Origin of the sequence: Lonsdalea britannica, assembly GCF_002111595.1 — a bacterium.
Lineage (GTDB): Bacteria > Pseudomonadota > Gammaproteobacteria > Enterobacterales > Enterobacteriaceae > Lonsdalea > Lonsdalea britannica.
Window position 1 is genome coordinate 67,281 of sequence record NZ_LUTN01000012.1, and the last position, 18,592, is coordinate 85,872.

17 protein-coding genes are annotated in these 18,592 nt (G+C 58.1%); 14 read left to right on the forward strand and 3 right to left on the reverse strand.

Annotated elements, in window-relative coordinates; all coding sequences use genetic code 11:
• Nucleotides 1-37 precede the first annotated feature (37 nt).
• The 14 genes from AU509_RS11365 to AU509_RS11430 all read left to right on the forward strand — a co-directional run bounded on the left by AU509_RS11365 (nt 38) and on the right by AU509_RS11430 (nt 16,209).
• Nucleotides 38-1,549 carry an AMP-binding protein gene (locus AU509_RS11365; protein ID WP_254901566.1) on the forward strand — a complete coding sequence of 504 codons (1,512 nt, stop codon included), beginning with the start codon at nt 38-40 and terminating at the stop codon, nt 1,547-1,549.
• Nucleotides 1,482-3,035: an AMP-binding protein gene (locus AU509_RS11370; protein ID WP_094118361.1), complete on the forward strand. Its 1,554-nt coding sequence runs from the start codon at nt 1,482-1,484 to the stop codon at nt 3,033-3,035. Before AU509_RS11365 ends, AU509_RS11370 begins: the two co-directional genes overlap by 68 nt.
• 79 nt (nt 3,036-3,114) lie before the next feature.
• Nucleotides 3,115-4,263, forward strand: a complete 1,149-nt coding sequence (locus AU509_RS11375; RefSeq protein ID WP_094118362.1) for an acyl-CoA dehydrogenase family protein — start codon at nt 3,115-3,117, stop codon at nt 4,261-4,263.
• Nucleotides 4,264-4,353: 90 nt separating this feature from the next.
• Nucleotides 4,354-4,938 (forward strand): hypothetical protein, encoded by a 585-nt coding sequence (locus AU509_RS11380; RefSeq protein WP_139824048.1) that lies wholly within the window; start codon nt 4,354-4,356, stop codon nt 4,936-4,938.
• Nucleotides 4,938-5,744 (forward strand): alpha/beta fold hydrolase, encoded by an 807-nt coding sequence (locus AU509_RS11385; RefSeq protein WP_094118364.1) that lies wholly within the window; start codon nt 4,938-4,940, stop codon nt 5,742-5,744. Before AU509_RS11380 ends, AU509_RS11385 begins: the two co-directional genes overlap by 1 nt.
• Nucleotides 5,728-6,672: a 3-oxoacyl-[acyl-carrier-protein] synthase III C-terminal domain-containing protein gene (locus tag AU509_RS11390; RefSeq protein WP_085651170.1), complete on the forward strand. Its 945-nt coding sequence runs from the start codon at nt 5,728-5,730 to the stop codon at nt 6,670-6,672. Before AU509_RS11385 ends, AU509_RS11390 begins: the two co-directional genes overlap by 17 nt.
• 98 nt (nt 6,673-6,770) lie before the next feature.
• Nucleotides 6,771-7,880: an acyl-CoA dehydrogenase family protein gene (locus tag AU509_RS11395; RefSeq protein ID WP_094118365.1), complete on the forward strand. Its 1,110-nt coding sequence runs from the start codon at nt 6,771-6,773 to the stop codon at nt 7,878-7,880.
• Nucleotides 7,880-8,740: a hypothetical protein gene (locus AU509_RS11400; protein WP_094118366.1), complete on the forward strand. Its 861-nt coding sequence runs from the start codon at nt 7,880-7,882 to the stop codon at nt 8,738-8,740. The genes AU509_RS11395 and AU509_RS11400 overlap by 1 nt, the downstream gene beginning before the upstream one ends.
• Nucleotides 8,731-9,672 (forward strand): beta-ketoacyl-[acyl-carrier-protein] synthase family protein, encoded by a 942-nt coding sequence (locus tag AU509_RS11405; RefSeq protein ID WP_085651167.1) that lies wholly within the window; start codon nt 8,731-8,733, stop codon nt 9,670-9,672. Before AU509_RS11400 ends, AU509_RS11405 begins: the two co-directional genes overlap by 10 nt.
• A 12-nt stretch (nt 9,673-9,684) precedes the next feature.
• On the forward strand, nt 9,685-11,022 hold the full coding sequence (locus AU509_RS11410) for a cytochrome P450 (RefSeq protein WP_094118367.1): 1,338 nt from the start codon (nt 9,685-9,687) through the stop codon (nt 11,020-11,022).
• Nucleotides 11,023-11,042: 20 nt separating this feature from the next.
• A complete protein-coding gene (locus AU509_RS11415; RefSeq protein WP_094118368.1) occupies nt 11,043-11,711 on the forward strand; it encodes a GIN domain-containing protein in 669 nt (222 codons plus the stop codon).
• A 797-nt stretch (nt 11,712-12,508) separates the two neighbouring features.
• Nucleotides 12,509-13,444 (forward strand): sulfotransferase family protein, encoded by a 936-nt coding sequence (locus AU509_RS11420; protein ID WP_094118369.1) that lies wholly within the window; start codon nt 12,509-12,511, stop codon nt 13,442-13,444.
• 30 nt (nt 13,445-13,474) lie between these two features.
• Nucleotides 13,475-14,767 (forward strand): MFS transporter, encoded by a 1,293-nt coding sequence (locus AU509_RS11425; RefSeq protein ID WP_162896383.1) that lies wholly within the window; start codon nt 13,475-13,477, stop codon nt 14,765-14,767.
• 35 nt (nt 14,768-14,802) lie between these two features.
• Nucleotides 14,803-16,209: a condensation domain-containing protein gene (locus AU509_RS11430; RefSeq protein WP_094118370.1), complete on the forward strand. Its 1,407-nt coding sequence runs from the start codon at nt 14,803-14,805 to the stop codon at nt 16,207-16,209.
• 433 nt (nt 16,210-16,642) lie between these two features.
• On the opposite strand, the gene AU509_RS11435 is transcribed toward AU509_RS11430, so the two are convergent.
• From AU509_RS11435 to AU509_RS11445, 3 genes are read right to left on the reverse strand one after another with little or no spacing between them, the layout of a single operon-like run.
• Nucleotides 16,643-17,674: a C45 family autoproteolytic acyltransferase/hydolase gene (locus AU509_RS11435; protein ID WP_094118371.1), complete on the reverse strand. Its 1,032-nt coding sequence runs from the start codon at nt 17,672-17,674 to the stop codon at nt 16,643-16,645.
• Entirely contained in the window at nt 17,671-18,285 is a 615-nt protein-coding gene (locus tag AU509_RS11440; protein WP_094118372.1) for a GNAT family N-acetyltransferase, read from the reverse strand. The genes AU509_RS11435 and AU509_RS11440 overlap by 4 nt, the downstream gene beginning before the upstream one ends.
• Before the next feature lie 24 nt (nt 18,286-18,309).
• Nucleotides 18,310-18,582, reverse strand: a complete 273-nt coding sequence (locus AU509_RS11445; RefSeq protein ID WP_100053521.1) for a hypothetical protein — start codon at nt 18,580-18,582, stop codon at nt 18,310-18,312.
• Nucleotides 18,583-18,592 lie beyond the last annotated feature (10 nt).

The following is an 18,592-nucleotide window of genomic DNA, read 5'->3' on the forward strand; positions in this document are numbered from 1 at the left end:
AGTCGGCACTGCTGGCGATCTTCGCCCGATTCCGCGGTTGTCATCAACCGCCGCCTGGCTGGGCGAGCGCAGCATCACGTTTGACGCGCTCTACCACAGCGCCGCGCGGCTGGCCGTGACGCTGCGTGCGCAGGGTGACGCGCCCGTCCTCATTTATGGTCACAAAGACTTACGCTACCTGACGGCGATGTGGGCCTGCATTCTGGCGGGCAGAACGTTTGTTCCCACGGAAGATGAAAACAGCGACGCACGGATTCAGCAGATCCAGCACAGCGCGCAGGCGTCTCTCCTGCTCAATACCACCGCGCGGGCTAACCCGGCGACGTGTCGGCAGCTCGCGGTGCGCGACGGAGGCACGCGGTCAGCGGCGGCGCCGGATCTCTCCCACGTCGTCAGAGCGGTCGCTCCGGAACAAAACATGTACATCCTGTTTTCGTCCGGGACGACGGGACAGCCCAAAGGCATCGGCGTGAGCTACGCCAATGTCGCCGACTTCATCGACTGGATCCGCCGCGAGTTTCCGCTGGAGGGCGCGGTCAGCGGCAATATTCGCTACGGCTTTGACGTGTCGCTCTACGAGCTGTGGCTTTCCTGGCTGTGCCTGAAACCCATGGTCGTCCTCGACCAGCCGAATTTTTTTAACACCCGTCTGACGATTCAGCGCCACGCGGCGGCGGGCACGACCTGCTGGGTCTCGACCCCGAGCCTCACACGGTGTTATCTCAACGACCGGCAGTTCAATGCAGACGCGCTCCCGACGATCAGGCAGTTTATTTTCTGCGGCGAGGTGTTGACGAAAACGCTGGTCAACGCAGTGTGGCAGCGCTTTCCCAATGCGCGGATCACCAATACCTACGGCCCGACCGAATGCACCGTCGCCGTCACCGCCGTCGATATCCACCCTCACCATGTCGATGATGACGAGCCGCTACCGCTCGGCGTCGCGCGTCCCGGAACCCGTATCACGCTGTCGCCGGGCGAAGACGCGGTCGGGGAACTGATCATCAGCGGCAAGGCGGTGGGCTCAGGCTACCTCAACGCCTCGCCCGAGCAGCAGGCCCGTTTTTTCATCAATGACCGGGGCGAAAAAGCCTATCGGACCGGGGACCGAGGCGTCATCCGGGACGGTCTGGTCTATTTTCACGGTCGGGACGACCGCGAGATCAAACTGCAGGGCTATCGCATCAATCTCAACGATATTGAACAGGTTCTTCTGGGTCAGCCCGGCGTGCGCGAGGCGTTTGTCGATACCTGGCGCCGACAAGGTTCTTTGCAAGGGATCTGCGCATTCGTGCTGTTTGACGGCGACGATGAAGGCGGCGACGCGAACTTTGCGCGGTTAGGAAAAGCGCTGGCGACGCGCATGCCGCCCTGGATGATCCCCAGACGCTGGTACGCCATCAGTGAACCGTGTCTGAATGTCAACAGCAAGCTGGATCGGCACGCGATAAGCGCCGCGACTCAGTCAAAAGGGAAATACTATGTTTACGTCCATGATGCGGATGATCGGTCGGCAGCTTCTCAGCAGCCGCCGGATTGCCATTGTTAACACGCAGGGAAGCTGGCGTTATGCCGACATCGCGTCGCGCGTTGGCGCTATTTGCGTCGAGTTAGCGCGAATTCAGCCGCAACGTGCGCTCATCTACGGTCATAAAGAGCGCGATACGGCGGCGGCGCTGCTGGCCTGCGCCTGGTGCGGCGTCCCATTTACCGTCGTCGACAGCGTCAACCCGCCGCTGCGTATGGCGCGCATCGCCGCCCTTTACGGGACAGAGCTGATTCTGGACGGGCGCGAACATCCAGACACGGCGCCGATCGCCCATGAGCGCTATCGCTGTCTGTGGCTGCCCGCCCTGCCGGACGGCGACTTTACGGGCGGCTACGTCCCGCCCTCCTCGGTCAATCCGCTGTTTTATATCCTTTCCACCTCCGGCAGCACCGGGCAGCCCAAGGGCGTGCAGATCGGATGCGATAATTTCGGCGCGTTTTTTGGCTGGTATCACCGCGTGATGCAAGCCGCGGGCGCGGAGGATGAAGGGCATCTCAATCATGCCCGGCTATCGTTTGATATGGGGCTGCTGGACTTCTTTACCTGTTTCGCCTTGGGCAAACCGCTCATCATGCTGCCGCACGCGTACAACGCGCTGCCCCGCCTGAACCTCAACATGATGGTTTCCGAACCGGAGGTCAGCCTGTCGAGTGGGTTTTCCACCCCCAGCTTTCTGGAAATCATGTGCAACGATCCGCGCTTTAACGCAGCAACGTTGCCGCATCTTCGCACCCTGATGGTCGGGGGCGAAAGCGTCTCCCCACCACTGGTCGAACGCCTGTTGGCCCGCTTTCCGTCGCTCAAGATCCTACATGCCTACGGCCCGACGGAGACGACCTGTCTGACTCACCTGCATCCGGTGGACGGCACCACCGCGCAGGACGCGGGCCTGCTCCCGCTGGGGCGGCCTCGCGGCACGCTGCGGGTCGCCATTGAGGATGCGCAGCACATGTCGCTGCCGGAAGGTGAAATCGGCGAAGTCGTCGTCTACGGCGATCAGGTCGGGCGGGGCTATCTGCCGGAGTCACACCCTAACAATGTCGCCTTTGGCTCACGTCACGGCGTCGCCTTCTATCGCACCGGCGATCTCGGCTGGCTGGATGCGCAAGGTCATCTGTTCATCAAAGGACGCCTGGACTCACAGGTCAAATGGCACGGCAATCGCGTCGATCTTCAGGAAATCGATGCCGCGGCGTGCAGTTTCGCCCACACGGTCATGGCGACGACGCTGCCCGTCTATCAACAGCAGAAATTGGCCGACGTGCTGTTATTGGTGCAGCTCCGTTCCCACCTCGAAAACGGGGAATATGACTTACGGGTTCATTTATCTCAGCTGTTGCCCAACTATATGGTTCCCACCAGCATTCGCTTTATTTCCGAATTCCCCCTTAATCAAAACGGAAAAATTGATCGTCAGGCGCTATTGCACCTTTTCACCGCCGCGAATAAAGACGGTCAGCCGCCCCGCTCATTGCAAGCCGGGTAAAAAAATTTTTATTTATCACTCTATTCTGTCACGTCTCAAAGGTCATGAGCCTGCCGCCTGAATAGACAAAGGAAATGTCATGGAAATCAGTTCAACACATCATGCGCTTCGAGTATTAGCGATGACGACTTTCGATTCAGGCCGGTATATCGGGCGACTCCTGGAGGCCGACGCCGACAATTACCTGCGTACCAATGACTACGCGTTAGCGCCGCAGCTCAATCGTTTGGGATTGCCTGAAAAATGGAATCCCACGCCCTTGGTTTTGGAAAATGGCGACGTCTTATATGAATTAACGGTTTCTCAACGCTGTTATTTCTATGAAGCGCTGGGATATATCGATCCCAATCTTATTTTCGCCAGTCCCACGCCCGGCATGTCAGGATTTGTGATTGAAGCCATCGGCAGCGCAGCGCAGCAGGAGACCTTCTTCAGCCACTTCAAAACGAAACTCAGCCGCAGCTGTTTTGCCATGAGCGAACCGGAACGCGGATCGGACGCGAGCGATCTTCGAACGCGGGCAACCAAGGTCGATGGCGGATGGCGTATCAGCGGGGAAAAATATTTCATCGGCAACGGACACATCACTGATGTCGGTATCGTGTTCGCCCGCACGGCTGAAGGCCCTTTGGGGCTGAATATGTTTCTGTTTGAACCGGCCAAGGTCGATGGGTTTAGCGCCACTCGCCAGCCCGTCTTTGGGGTTCCCGGCAGCAATATCTCGCACCTGCGCTTTGAAGACATGTTGCTGCCGGAGGAGGCGCTGGTCGGCGCGCATCTGAACCCCGCGCAGCGCTTTTCTTCCGCCACGCTCGCAACGTTCGATCATCTGCGCCCCTGTGTCGGCGCGCTGGCGCTAGGGGTGGTCCGGGCGCTACTGGATCACGTCGTCGAAGTGGGTTATTTACCGCGTACTCAGGCTGCGCGCCTGCGTACGATGCGCAGGCGGTTATCCGCCGGACTTGATCGTCTTCTGACCATCGCGGAGCGGATGGACCGCGGAGAGCGCATCAGTCGGCACATCGGCCTCGCCAAAGCGGAGACCACCCTGCTGGCGGAGCAGTTGGTGCATGAGCTGGTTCACGCCTGCGACCCGGCGGTGGTTTGCGACCCTTTCTTTTGCAAAGCCTGGCGCGATATCAGCGGTTTCGAATACACGGAAGGGACACGAAATATCCACCTGCTGAACGCCAGTCACGTCTTCAAAAGCGAGCGGGTTCATGCGTGATATTGCCCCGTTCTGGATCGATCTGGCGGGCCTGTTGCACCCAAAAATCTTGTGGCGGGCGGCAAACGACTTCGACCTGGCTGGTCTGAGTTGCTGGCACGCATTGCACCCGAATGTCGAGGAACAGGCCATACGCATCGCGACGTGCCTTATGCGTTCAACAACGTCCACATCCCCCATCACCCGGCGGTGGTTGAGGCCATCCAAAACCTGAAAAAAGATGAAACGGATGCGCTGCTGTATCTGCATACCGATCTGGCAAAAGAGTGCAAGTCCGCCATGCTGCCCAGCTTTATCTGGCAGACGGGCCACTACCGTGAAGTCCTCGGACTGGCGGTGGACCCGCCGATGCCGGGCTGGTCTGAGATGCAGCTGGCGGCCGCGATGGCGCAAGAGCACGGCGGCTGCTGGCTGGTGTTGGACGCCATCACCCGCTTCACGCCCCATCCCGAGCAGGCGCTGTCTCATTTGCTGTATCTGCATTTCACTTCCGAAGCGGCGCTCCTCGACGCCGGAGGCTGGCGCTGGGATATCGCCACGCAGCCCGAAGAAGAGTGCCAACGTCTGCCCGACTGGCTGGCGTCGCCCTCGGAAGGACACGTTCTGCTCGATGCCGTGGGCGGCCGTCCGCCGGTTGCCATGAAAATCCAGCGCGTGACGGGGCAGAGAGGTTGATGAGAGACGTCAAACTCGCCGCGTTGCTGTCGGATTTCGCGTGTCCTCGTCCCCGCCCGTTGCGCAGGCAGGAAATCGCGTGGCGACAGACGACGCCCGCCTCGCGCCTGACCATTGCCGACGGACAGGGCTGCTGGCGTGAACGGGGGGCGACGCATGAACCAAAGGCGCTACTTCTGCATGGTTGGGGAGGCGATGCCTCGTTGTTCGGCCCGTTGGCGGACGCTTTGTCGGCCATCGGCTGGCACGTGATCATCCCCGACCTGCTGGGGCATGGCGACGCCAGCGCCACTTCGTGTGGGTACACCGCTCAGTTGCAGTGGCTCAACGCCCTTGAGTGTCGCTTCGGCCATTTTGACCTCATCGTCGCTCACTCCGCGGGGGCCTTGCTGGTAGAAATCGCGCGGGCTCAGGGGGCATTGATGAGTCGCGCTCGCCTGTCACTGGCGGGGCCGGTCACGCTGATCTCGCTATTCGAATGCTACCTAAGCCAGACCCTTCAGGCCGGTTTTGACGCCGCAGAGCTGGCGGCGGCCTATCTGGATGACCAGCATCTTCCCCCATCGCTACTGGTCTCGGAACCGTGTTCATCCGACGACAAGCTGTTGATCTGCCATGGAAACAACGACGAGGTCATTCCGGTGAAGGACGCGAAACGCTTAGCCGCCAGGCATCCCCACAGTACGCTCTGGCTTCCCGCCGACACGGGACACATGGGGCTGGTGCAGCATCCCGAGCTGGCGCAGCGGGTGGCGCGTTTTTGTCCCCTGCCGGAGGGGAGGACCGCTGATGCGCTTGACGCTTAACGACATGGAAATTGCCTTCGCGCCGAAGATGCAGACATTGGACGAGGCGGCGCGCACGCTGGGGCTGACGCGCATCGAAGCCAGAATGTTTGAGCGCTTCTATGGACTGCGGCAGTTTCCTCATGACAAAAGTCAGGATCTGGCCGGTCTTATCGCGCCCGCGCTACAGAGCATCGTTCGACGCCACGCGGCGATTGTGGATAACATCAGGCTCTGCGTGCATTGCCATACCATTCCCTCCGTCACGCCCTTTGGCGCGCCGATTTTGCCCGCGCTCGTCAGGCAGATCGTCGGGGATCACGCCGAGTACGCGGGATACACCATGAGCCATTGCGCCACCGGACTCGTGGCGCTGGAGCAAATTGCCACCTGGCTCGGTGACGAGGAATACGCGCTGGTGATCATCGCGGAGAAGGCGTTCCATCCCAAAGTCCAGTTCATCGCCGACACGACTATCATGGGCGAGGCCGCGTGCGTGCTGCTGGTATCGAGACGCCCCGGTCCGGTGCGCCTGATCGGGACGACAACAACGCGCGATGGCCGGTTCAGCATCAATAGCGGCCACTTTACGGACACCTGCCCGGTGCATTTTTCCCATATCTACACCGATTTTGTGTGCCGCCACATCACCGAGAGCCTGGCCAACGTCGGTCTGGACTTTGAGGATATAGCTTATATTGCGCCTCATAACGTTAACCTGGCGTCCTGGAAAGAAATTGAAAGAACGTTGTCTTTGCCATCCGGCAAAATAGTGATGGAGAATATTCCTTTGTACGGCCACTGTTTCGGCGCCGATCCATTTATCAATTTGCAGCACCTGATAAAAACAAAACAAATAAAACCCGGCGACAAAGTCCTATTAATGAGTATTGGTTTAGGGGTTACAGCGGCCTCCGTTATTGTGGAATATGCTCCTGAGATGAATTAACGCGCCGTGCGCAATCTGAATCAATTCAATAACTCGACAAGGATTAGACTGCAGTCAGGAAATAGAGTGCAGCGTCATTGATCGGCTGAGGGATAATAGTGAAAAAGGATGAATATCACCTGAACGTATTGGATAAAAGCCTGGAGAAATTTTATTCCGCAGGTTTAATGCTCGAAGATAACGTTCAGGAAGGCGTCAATTATATTAAGGATGATCTCTTATTAACGTTATCTCATACCGGCTTGCCCGATAAATATAATCCCTGGCGAGATCATGCTGCGGCATTGCCGTTCGATATGCGTCACTTCCCCACCTATTTACGCGTCGTGGAATATATTTCGCGTTCGGACGCCAGCTGTTTACTCTCTCTGCCGGGCACTTCTCTCGCCTGCCGGGCCGTGCAGATGCTGGGCAACGACGCGCAGCAGGAACATTTTTTTTCCCGTTTCCTGACGCAGCCCTCCTGGACCTTTTTCGCGGTGAGCGAACCAGAGATTGGCTCTGATGCCGCGTCGATTACGACGCGCCTCGACAGCAGTGAACAGGGGCTGACGCTGACGGGCAGCAAAATGTTTATCGGCGGCGCGCAGATTGCCAGCATTGGTCTGGTGTTTGCGCGACACGGCGACAGAACGCAACTGATCATGGTGGAGCCGAAACAAGCGCCCGCAGCCATCGCCGTCGAACCGCTGGCCGCCTACGGACTTGCCGGTGCGGGGTTATCGCAGATAACCTTTGACGCGTTCCCCGTTCAGCCTGAACACATCCTGGGATTCACCGCCAGCCCCCTGCGACAGGGCATGAATGCGCTGACGCAGGTCTTCGAGAAGCATCGCCCCCTCGTCGCCGCGATGGCGCTGGGCACCGCGCGCGGTTTTCTGGAGGCGCTCGACCGGGAAAATATCCCTGAAACCGCGCTGTGGCGGGAGTACCACTCGCTGTACGTCCGCCTGATGGAAGTGGGTGAACACTTTCAGCAACAGCGTTCACGCGTCTGGCAAACCAGTCAGATCAAACGACAGGCCACGGCGTTCGTCGAACGGGTCGCTCACCGGCTTCCTCATCTTCTGCCCACGGAACAGTGGGTGAATCAGCCGGGCCTCATGAAACGATACCGCGATGCTTTCGCCTTTGAATACATGGAAGGGACGTCTCATATCCAGTTGCTCAACGGCTGGCGCGGCTTCCTTGCCGATAAGGAGCAGTGATGAGCCTGAGCCTGCATCCCCGGCACATCATCTGGAATACGTTTGGCGAACTGGAGCCGTTTAATCCCGCCTGGCTGGATGAAGTCGATCACTGGGAGGATTACGTCGCCGCGTTTTTTCAGTCGAACGGGCTGCCGTGGGATCCCGCTCAAAGCCAGGTGGTCGAGTGCATTACCGCCGAAGACAAAGCGCCGTTCGTCCGCATGATGGATCGTTTATTGCCGTCGCTACAGGCCGTCACCGACTGCCGGGATATCGATGTAGTGATGCTGGCGCACTGGACGCCAGATCTTCATCTGGGAACGTCCGTCGTCAATCATGTTATCCACCAGTTGGATCTCAGCGAACAGAGTTTTGCGCTGGCCATCAGCGACCGTGGGCTGTCCGCCCCGCTTTTCGCCTTTGACGCACTGCATCGTTATCTTCGGCAAAACGCCCGACGAGGCTTGCTGCTGATTGCCGACCAAAAACATTTGCTCTATCGCTCCCCGCTAATGCGCCGTCTCGCGCCGCATAACAGCGCCAGCATTGTCGCCGTGAATCGGGACGACGAGGGCTGGCGCTATCTGGGTTATCAACGCAGCGAGCTAAATGCCTCAGGAATAGCGGCACATTGCGACGGGATAAAACAGCATTTCGGTCTAACGGATCACTATCGTCTCGTCGCCAGTCCCACCGTGCTGTCGCTGCTGCCCGCACACGAACACCCTCTCCCGGCGGACGATCGCCTGTTGTGCACCTCGCTGTTTGCGGCCCTGGCGCAAGGCGACACGCGCTACGATCACCTGCTGCTGCTGCAGGAAGAGACGACGATCACCGCATTGGCGTTTCAGGGAACGGAGAACAGAGCATGCGACTGACCCGCATGGCGGATGACATCCCTACGGCGCGCGTAGACGCAGTCGATATCATTCAAGCGGCCGGCGGCAGCCGCAGCGAGGCTCGCGTATTCAGCAAACTCTTCGGTATCGAACATGTCGCCGCGCTGCCGCGTACGGACTCGCTCCTTAATACCTTTTTGTCTCTGCTGGACAGGCTTGATGTGAGCGCCGACGAGACGCCGATCGATACGCTGATTTACGTACATGCCCTGCCGATTCAGCCCATCGAAGGGGAAGGCCTGACGACAGCGCTGATCCGTCGTCATCCGGCGTTAACACAGGTGAAGCACCGCTACGAGATTGATCAACACAACTGCGGCGGCGGATTTTGGGGACTCAAGATGCTCCAGTCTCTTTTTCGGGCCGGGCTGTCGCAGCGGGCGCTGCTGGTGTTAGGCGACTCGCTCAGCACGTTCGCGCTGGGGGAGCGTTATATTCCCGGCTGCACGATTCTTGGCGACGGCTTCGTCGTCATGCTGCTGGACAATCAGGATGACGGGATACAGTTGACGCCTCCTTTTATAGAACATCGCGCTGAATTCTGGCCTGGACTCTTTGTCGAATCGCAGCAAAAAAGCGCCTTTTATGCCGAGCACAACGCGATGATGGATCACGCGCTGAAAGAAATTGAGTTTTCATTTCAGACCCATGACACGTTGCTACCGCACAATATCAACCGTCTGACCTGGCTCAACTTCACACGGCTCCATCCTGAATTCGAAGCGCGTATCGATACCCGGTTATTGCCGGAGGTGGGCCATTGCTGTGCGGCAGATCCCTTTTTGCTGTTGAGCCGCCGACTGGAAAATAGTCAGCCCTTATCAAAACGCTGCGGCCTGCTGTCCATCGGCGCGGGTGCCTTTATCGGGGCGTGCAGCGTCCTCCCAGACCCACAGCGCATTGCCGGATGATAAGGAGCAAACGTGATACGACCTTATACCGCCCTACCCACCGTTGACGTTGAGGAAAAGCGTCTACGTGCGATCGGCATTTTAAAGACGGTGGAGGAAGCGGTCGCCGCCAAGGGCGATGTGGTCCGGCTTCGATTCGTCAACAGCGCCGATTTGGTCGTGCTGGGCGGCGCCCGTCATGTGCGCTATTGGCAGCAAAATGACGATCTTTTCGGTAAGGACGTCATGACTCTTCCGTCCTCCGCGGCCGTTGGCCGCCTGCTGCTGGGAGATGCCCTCACGTTTGCTCAGGATGGCGATGAATGGCGGCAGCGCAGAAAACTCACCGTGCCGCGTGTCAATCCGAAATGCGCGTCGTTGCAGCAGTCTGTGACAGAAAGCGCGGACTGGCTCGTCAGCCAGTTCGCCACATCGGCGCCCGTGGCACTGCGCGATCTGACGCTTGAGTGGGCGGTGCGCGCGGTGATGCCGCCCTTTATCGGCCATCTCTGTTCGCGCCGGGAAGGCCAGCGCTTCGCCACGGAAACCCATCAGGCGTTCTACGCGCTGATCCAGAAAGCCGCTACCGTTGATCGAGAGACGTTGCTTCGCGATCCCATCCTGCTGAATTATCGTCAGCGCCTGCATACGCTAGTGGAAGCGAGCCTGCTCGGCATTGCCGACGAGCCGGATACGATGCTGGCACAGCTTTACCATGCCCTCGACGTCGCCCGCTACCCGGAGCGCAAAGCCTCGCTGGTGAATCAGGTGATGGGCAATTTGTCAGGCAGCATTGATAATCCGGCCACCAGCCTTCAATGGTGTCTGATCCATCTGGCCCGGCATCCCGACGTGCAGGCGCGGATCGCTCAGGAAACGCGCGCGCTGCCCCCCGACGAGATCAGCCTGCAAAAATGCCCGGTTACGCTGGCCGCCGTCAAAGAATCGCTGCGGCTGACGCCGGTCTCATCGCTGGTGGAACGGACGGTATTACAGGAGATTGAGATCGCGGGTTACCGCATCCCCACCGGCACCGCGATCCTGTTCTCCCCCTGGCTGGTGCATCATGACGCCCGCCTCTGGCCCGAACCGATGCAGTTCAATATCGATCGTTTTCTCCAGGGACCTATCCCGCCCTACCACTACTTTCCTTTTGGGACGGGTAAACGCCACTGCGTAGGGATGTCACTTTCGCTGCATCAGTTGGTGATAACACTGGCTCGACTCTCGCGACGCTGCCGATTCCAACTGGCCCCCGGAACGCGACCGGTGGATCTGCGCCCGGAATTTGGTCTCAGCCTCGCGCCGCGGGGCGATGTGTCCTTGACGGCCTCGCCTCTGGCGACCCCGCTTTCTCATGGTTCTTTTTAAATACGCGCTACGGAGGTCCTATGACCCGCTTAAACACTGTTTTTTCCCTCGCGTTGCTTTTTAGCGCCACCCTCAACGTCGCTTCTGCGGCCGACATTGAGAAACAGATAGCCCTGTCTTCTTTTGACGAACTGGAATTATCGAAAGGGCTTTCCGTCACACTCAAATGCGCGGATAAGCCTTATGCCGTGGCCATCGCATCTCAAAAGGTATTGGATCAATTGCAGGTCAATTCGGCGAGCAAGAAGCTAAGTTTGACGGGCGTGACCCGCGACATAGACGGATGGGATCTCTCAGACAATAAAACAGACCTGACGATTTTTACGGACAAACCCGTGCGGTCGATTAAAACCACCTTTGGCGTCAACCTGAAGGTTGATGCCTGCGCCCTCAGTACGGAGCAGGTGACGGTGGAGGGCAGCATGGGCTCCACGATAGCGTTGAGCGGCAACCTTCATCGTCTGGATGCCAAGCTGGCGATGGGCGCGAAACTGGTCAACGACACCCATGATCTGGTGGTCCAGTCAGCCCACATGAGCGTGGCGATGGGCGCGGAAGCGGACCTGTGCCGCGCGCGGGAAGTCTCGGGCAGCGCCGCGATGGGCGGACTCGTCTATATAGGGACAGATACGCACAACACATTGACCAGCGAGATGGGCGCGACGGTGCTGACCCGCGATTGCCAATAATCCCCCGCGATAGGCACGCGGCGCTCCCGTCCAGCGGAGGATACGGACACTGATGAGAGGCTGACGCAGACAATGAAGCCTCAAACTCTCCGTAGCGCTCTCCCTATCCGTGGAGCGCTATCGCGCTAAACCTTCGCCCATCCCCCACACTAAAACGGCATGATATTCGCCTTTTTATACATCATGCCGTTCATCCCCAGAATAAATTCCCCTGCTGAATTCGACAATCACGAATGATGGCCCGATATTCTCTTCGACGCCTGGGAGACCCGGTCACCCATAGCCATTAATTAAAATATAAATAATGACCCGACTTAGTTTCCCCGTGACATGAGACGCGAATTAACAATAAGACAAGGCGTATTTCATCTCTGTGGAGATAATATAAATTCACTCTCAATAAAAATAAAATCAACCTCATTATTTTCGCTTTATTTTTAGAAATAACTCTCGACAATACTGATTATTTCCGGATTAGCTGGATATCTATTGGCTATTTATTCCCTTCTCCAAACTCAAAAACACCTGATATCTCGTGCCCTTGCAGCAAGTTTTGTTATTTATTTTTCTCACATCATGAAAAATAAATAAATTCATTCAATCCAATGTTGATTATCAGAATAGCCAATGCTAATTATGTATTAAGCGTAAATATTCTCGTGGGGTGACATCATGTCACCCTAGTCCGTTTATTGCTTATGACTAGACAATATATGCCCCTTGTTTGCCTTCGCGGTCACGTTATTCGCAAGCGGGTGATGTTTATTTGAAATATTCTTCCATGGAAAGGAGGCAACATGTCGGGTCCATCCGCCGCCGTCACGTCTTGTGAACTCACGACCAACCCGGTGCTGCTGGGAGGGGAAAACCGCTCGGGCACCACGCTGCTCAGCGTCATTCTCGATTCACATCCGGACCTCGTGGTCGGCCCGGAGCTCGACTTCACGGAACCGGTCAATCTGGGGCCGCATATTCTGGCCGTTTGCGACTATTTGGATGCCAACGAACACCTGCTCGTTGGCGCTACGAAGGAAACGTTCGCCCCCGAGTGGTACGACGGGGTGCATTTTGTGGTTCAGTGTGAACGCTTCGGTCTCGATCGTCATGAAGTCAGAGCACAGGTGAAGAGCCTGATGGCCAAGTGCGGACGGGATCTTTCCGCACTGGACGATCGCTGCCGTCTTATCGAGTCGATGGGAGAGCGTCGACGCCAACAAACGGGAACGCAGCGATGGGGGCTGAAACTACAGCGAAGAATCAAGGATATCGGCACCTATGCGGCAATCTGGCCTGAGGCCCGATTTATCCATATCGTGCGCGATGGGCGGGATCTGGCGGCCTCTCACCTCAAGACCGTTCCCGACTGGGGATACCAGACGATTGCCGAAGCCGCCAACGGCTGGCTCGAGATCGTCGCCCACGCGCGTCTCACCGCACCGGACTCACGTTATCTGGAAATCCGCTATGAAGATCTGGTGAACCATCCGCGCGAGACGATTGCGCAGATGCTGGATTTTCTGGGGCTGCCGTGGAATGAAGCGGTCATGCGCCATGCCGATCAGAACCATGCCCTGTTCGACAAACCCTGGGGCCATCCTTCCGCTGATACGGCGCGTCAACCGCTCTACCGGGGGCGGAATGGACGCTATTTGCAGGATCTCAGCCCAACGCAAATTGCTGAATTCGAGCACATCGCGGGTGCCGAACTAAAACGTCTGGGCTACGAGCTGTAAGCTCATCAACGATCCGTGGAGAGCATGGCGATGCAGGGTTTACAGGATGTCTCACAGCGGCTGCCACGCAGCTTCCACCTTCTTCTCACGGGCCAGTCGCTCTCTTTGGTGGGGACGCAGGTCACGCACCTCGCTCTCCCACTGACGGCGATCAACCTCAATCATGCCAGCCCGTTCGAAACCGGCGTTCTGCTTGCCTGTAGCAGAACGCCGTACCTGTTGCTCGGGCTGTTTGCCGGTCTGCTCGTCGACAGCTACTCGCACCGTCTGCTGCTGATGACGGCCAACATCATCATGGCGCTAACGCTGGCTAGCGTGCCGCTGGTTTTTTTTCTGTCCGGACAGGTCAGTATGTGGCACCTCTATACCGTCGCCACGCTGACCGGCGCCGCGATGGTGGTCGCCGACGTCACCTTTCTGGCCTGGGTACCCGCGCTGGTGCCTTACCTGCAACTGACAAAGGCGCAAAGCAGGCTGGAGCTCGGGCAATCCGCCGTCATGGTGATCGGCCTGCCGATCGCCGGATGGCTGATTGCCGCCACGTCGCCCGCCGTGGCGATACTGGCGGACTCCTTTTCCTTCCTGCTGATGTCGGCCCTGCTGCCCTTCGTCGCCACCGCGTCGGCGCGTCGGCGGCTTAGCGTCAGCACTGTCAGTGACGCCCCCACAGGCGGCGCGCTGGCGCGTATTTTGAAGGAGGCGGCCGAGGGCATCCGATTTTTGATTCAGACGCCGCCGCTGCGCGCGTCCACGTTCGCCACCGTCACGCTGATTTTCTTCTACAGCGCCTATTCCGCCGTTTTTATTCTCTATCTCTCCGACCAGTTGAAACTGACCTCGACCGAGATTGGCATCGTCACCAGCGTTGCCGCCATCGGCTGCGTCGTGGGCGCTCTGCTGGCCCGCCCGATAGCAAGAGTTCTGGGACTGGGCCGCACGCTGGTCGCGGCGATCCTCATCAGCGCCGTCGGCGCCATGCTCTGTCCGCTGCTGCCGAACATCCTCGTCGTCGGATTATCCCAATGCATCATGTGGATCGGCATACAGACCTACAACGTCCATCAGGTCCCCATCCGTTATGCGTTGGCGCCAGCAGAAATCCACGGACGGGTAAACGCCAGTATCCGTACGCTGGTCTGGGGCCTGGCGCCGTTAGGCGCGGTGGTCGGTGGCGCCTGCGGGATGCTGCTGGGAACGCGAACGACGCTGTTTGTGACGGGCGTGCTGATCGCCGCCGCCGCCGTGTGGATTGTCATGTCGCCGCTGTGGGCGGTGCGCGAACCTCAACTGGCCGCGCTCCGAAACGAAACCGCCCCCGCCTGAGCCTTTTCATCCTTCACCGATACAGGGAAACGTTCATGAAGTTCACTGATATAGCCTCACTTAATCTGCCTGCGGGACGCCTCACCGCCTGGCGCGTACACGGCCCTTCCGCCACCGACGCCCGCTGGGTCAAAGATTCTCGCCGGGCCTCCTGCCTTCAGGAAGCGAGCATCATGGGTGCGCTGGATGACAGAGACAACGGCTTGTCCACGGCGGCCTGGCTGGGATGCGCCTTCGATATGTCGGCCGACTTGAACGCTTCGGCCTTCATGACAGCTATCCGTCAATGGATTGACCGTCATGAAACCTTGCGCAGCCACCTGATCCCCGTCGGCCCCTCTCACGCCGACCGGCGGTTAACACGGATAACGCTGGAACCCGACGCTATTGAGATAACCCCCGGCGAGGCGGGCGATTTTACCGACGCGACAGCGTTGGCGAGCCATCTCGAGTCGCTGTTCGATGGTGAAGTCGGCCCCCTGCACTGGCCGGGCTATCTCTTTACCACCCTCAGTCATTCTGAAGCCACGACCGTCTGCCTCGCGGTGGATCACACGCTGATCGACGGCTATTCCCTTTTCCAGATCCCCGGCGAGATCCATACCTTGTACGCCGCCGCCCTGTCCGCATCGGATGAGAATCCCTCTCAGCCCGCCCTTCCCGGCGTCGCCAGCTATCTCGACTTCGCCGAGGCGGAACGAAAGGCGTCGGAGGCGCTTACCGCCAGCCATGAAGGCATTCTGCGCTGGAAGACCTTTGTGGCGGAGGGAGACGGTCGTCTGCCGCCGTTTCCTCTCCCTTTGGGCGCCGCGGGCGATGGTGTGACCGAGCAACCGAGCGGCCACGCCAGAGTGTTCGATAAAGAGGAGGCCAACACATTTGCACAGATTTGCCGGTCTGCCGGAGGCGACATTTTTTCCGGACTACTGGCCTGTCTGGCAAAGTCCGCCAGTGAACGCACAGGCCAGGACGCCTTTCGCACCATGGTCCCCTTCCAGACGCAGACCGCGCAGCGCCAGCCGTCGGTGGGCTGGTATGTTGGAATGGGACCGGTGGCTTTTCCAATCGATGTAAATCGCTCATTTGCGCAGACACTCCGTGCGGCGGCAGACGGACTGGTAGGCGTCAAAGCGTTGGCCCAGATACCCATGACCCGCGTGGCCGAGCTTCTCGACCAGCCTCTGCGCGATCCCTTTATGATCTCCTACATGGAGCTGCGGCGTATCGCAGGCGCGCGCGAGTGGAAGACGTGGCAGGTCAAAAGCTTCCGCAGCCGCAGCGTCGACCCTGACGAGGTGTGTCTATGGTATGTCCGCACGCATGAGGGTCTGTTCATCAACTATCGCCATCCCGCCACTCAGCAGGCCGCCGAGACCATCGCCGACTATCTCGCACGGACACAAGCGCTTCTGGCGTCGATTATCGCCACCGGCGATGGGTAAGGCGTCTCCTCTTTTTTGAGGGGAAACCTGTTTCTCAGGGATGAAACAGGCGCGGTCGGCAATAAAAAGTCGACCGCGGAGCTTAAGACTGGATGCGGGCATATCATAGGCTCTGTGGAAAAAGATCGCTTCGGGAGTGACGGTCCGTCGTTTATTGATTCAAACACAGAGCCTGTGCTTCCTGGCATTAGAAGCGCTCGCCTCTGCCAAGTCGGCGGCCGTCGGCCATGGTATGGAAGAGAAGCCCGGCAATCCGGTAGGAATCAACACTTAGCGGAGTCGTTCGAGCAGGCCGATCTCCGCCGAAGAGTCGCTTCGAGATCAAAAAGTTTTCGCGTCTGCCAATCGGAAACTCGCGCCATAACGAGATCATTCACGATTCCACTTCATCTTCATGGACTCCCCCTGAACAGGGTCCTCTAGCTGGATGGTATCAGTCCAGAGAGAAAAAGAGTGTGTCAGAAAGCGAAGGATTACCGGTACGCAACAGCATAGTCCCTTGCAGGGGCTGCAACACTACCGCCGCCACAGTGCGCTCACGCCTGATATCACCGCTGTCCGCCACACAAACCGGCGGCGTACTGAAAAGATCAAAGCACATGTCAGGCCTGATCGCCGGCTGTTGCAGAAACTCTCTGGTCTGATCCAGCCGCAGTTGAGAGGAGTTTCGGGCGAAGATATTGATCTCATCCTGTGGGATAAAGTCCGCGTGCAGAAAATGATTCGTGTGCGCAGTCACCGTGCCTTGCTCTGCTACACGCAGCTTATTATCAAGGCTTTCCACACAAACCGCCCGCCGACCATCGCAAAAGGTAAAAGATCGCGAGCTGGATAAGGGCAGTGTTGCAAGAGTTTCGAGAGCCTCGTCAACGCTGGCGCAGTTGTCCAGCAGATGACGGACGGCTAGATAAGGCGGAATACCTTCCTGCCATTTCCCCCCCAGCACCATATTCAGCCCGATGGCGAGGCCCGCGCTGTTCACCCCGAGGTAACCCAACAGCCCGGCAAAACTCAGCACCAATGAACGTCGCTGTGGGGTGATTATGTGCAGAACGCGAATAAAATCATCCAGATTGCCGTTAAGATCGACAGTTTGCGCCAGCAGAGGTTCGCCTTTGTGCGACGCCAGAGTCGAGCAATCGCCGCCGGTATTGATACGGTTATAACCCAAGATTTCCCGTCGAAGTTGCAACAGCCAGGCGAGATCGCTAGGAATGCCCGCTCCGATCGACAACCCATTAATTTCTTCGGAAATATCAGGGAGCCAATGGCTCACCATCGCTCGGTAAGCAGCGATTTTTTCACGGAGGCAGTCCAGCGATATTGGGCGGTCACTCAGGGGTTGTAGGCGGCATAGCCCTTCATTAACAAACTGCCGCAGCGCGTCGCAACAGCGTTCACCGTGTTGAATGCCCCGTGACAGGGCATCTCCTTCCAGATGAATAATGAGATTGTCGCGACTCATTCTGCTTTCGTCTCTTGGGAGGCGGACTGAGCAGCCTGCAACATAGCTTTAACGTCGGGCCATTCATGCGCCAATACACTGTAAAAGATCGCGTCACGGCGGCGATTGTCCGGCATAAAGTTAAAGCTACGCAGCGTTCCTTCTTCCGTGGCACCAATGTTGCGAAGCCCGGCACGAGCACGGGTATTCAGCACATCCGTTTTGAACTCCACTCGGATGGCCTTCAGCGTTTCGAACGCATGGCACAACAGCAGATATTTCGCGTGACGGTTGATGCCAGTACCGCGAAAGGCTTGCCCCAACCACGACCAGCCGATCTCCAACCGAGCCTCCTGCTCCGCCATCGAGCCAATGCTCATACTTCCGGCAACCTGCCCGGAAAGTTTGTCGATGATGGTGAACACCGCTCGGCTGCCGGACGCCTGATCGCGTAACATGGCATCAAAAAACGTCGAAAACTGCGCATCCGTATCGACGCGGAACACAAAGTATTGCCAAATCTGGCTGTCACGCGCCAATTCGCGCATGGCTTGACGATCGCTTTCCTGTACTGCTCTTAGTAGTACTCGGTCATTTTCCAGCGTTGCTGTAGCGTTCTGATTCCAGCTCATTTTTTCTGCCCTCTCTCGGTGGGTTTATACAGCAATGTATTTGCTCAAAATCTGAGTAACATCGGCCAGGCTATTCATCCTGGCGAGGTCATCTTCGGTCAGAAAAGCCAGACTGATGTTCATCTCATGACAGAGTGACGTAATAAATAAGATCTTGTTCAATGAGGTGAGTCCGTAGGCATCGCGCATATTCAGCGAAGCGTCTATCTGTTCAGCCGCTAACGGTGTCGTCAACGTGGCAGAGAGGCTTTTACGGGCAGCAGGTTCCAGCGCAGCAAAGGCGGTTTCAGCGTTCATAGACAGTTTC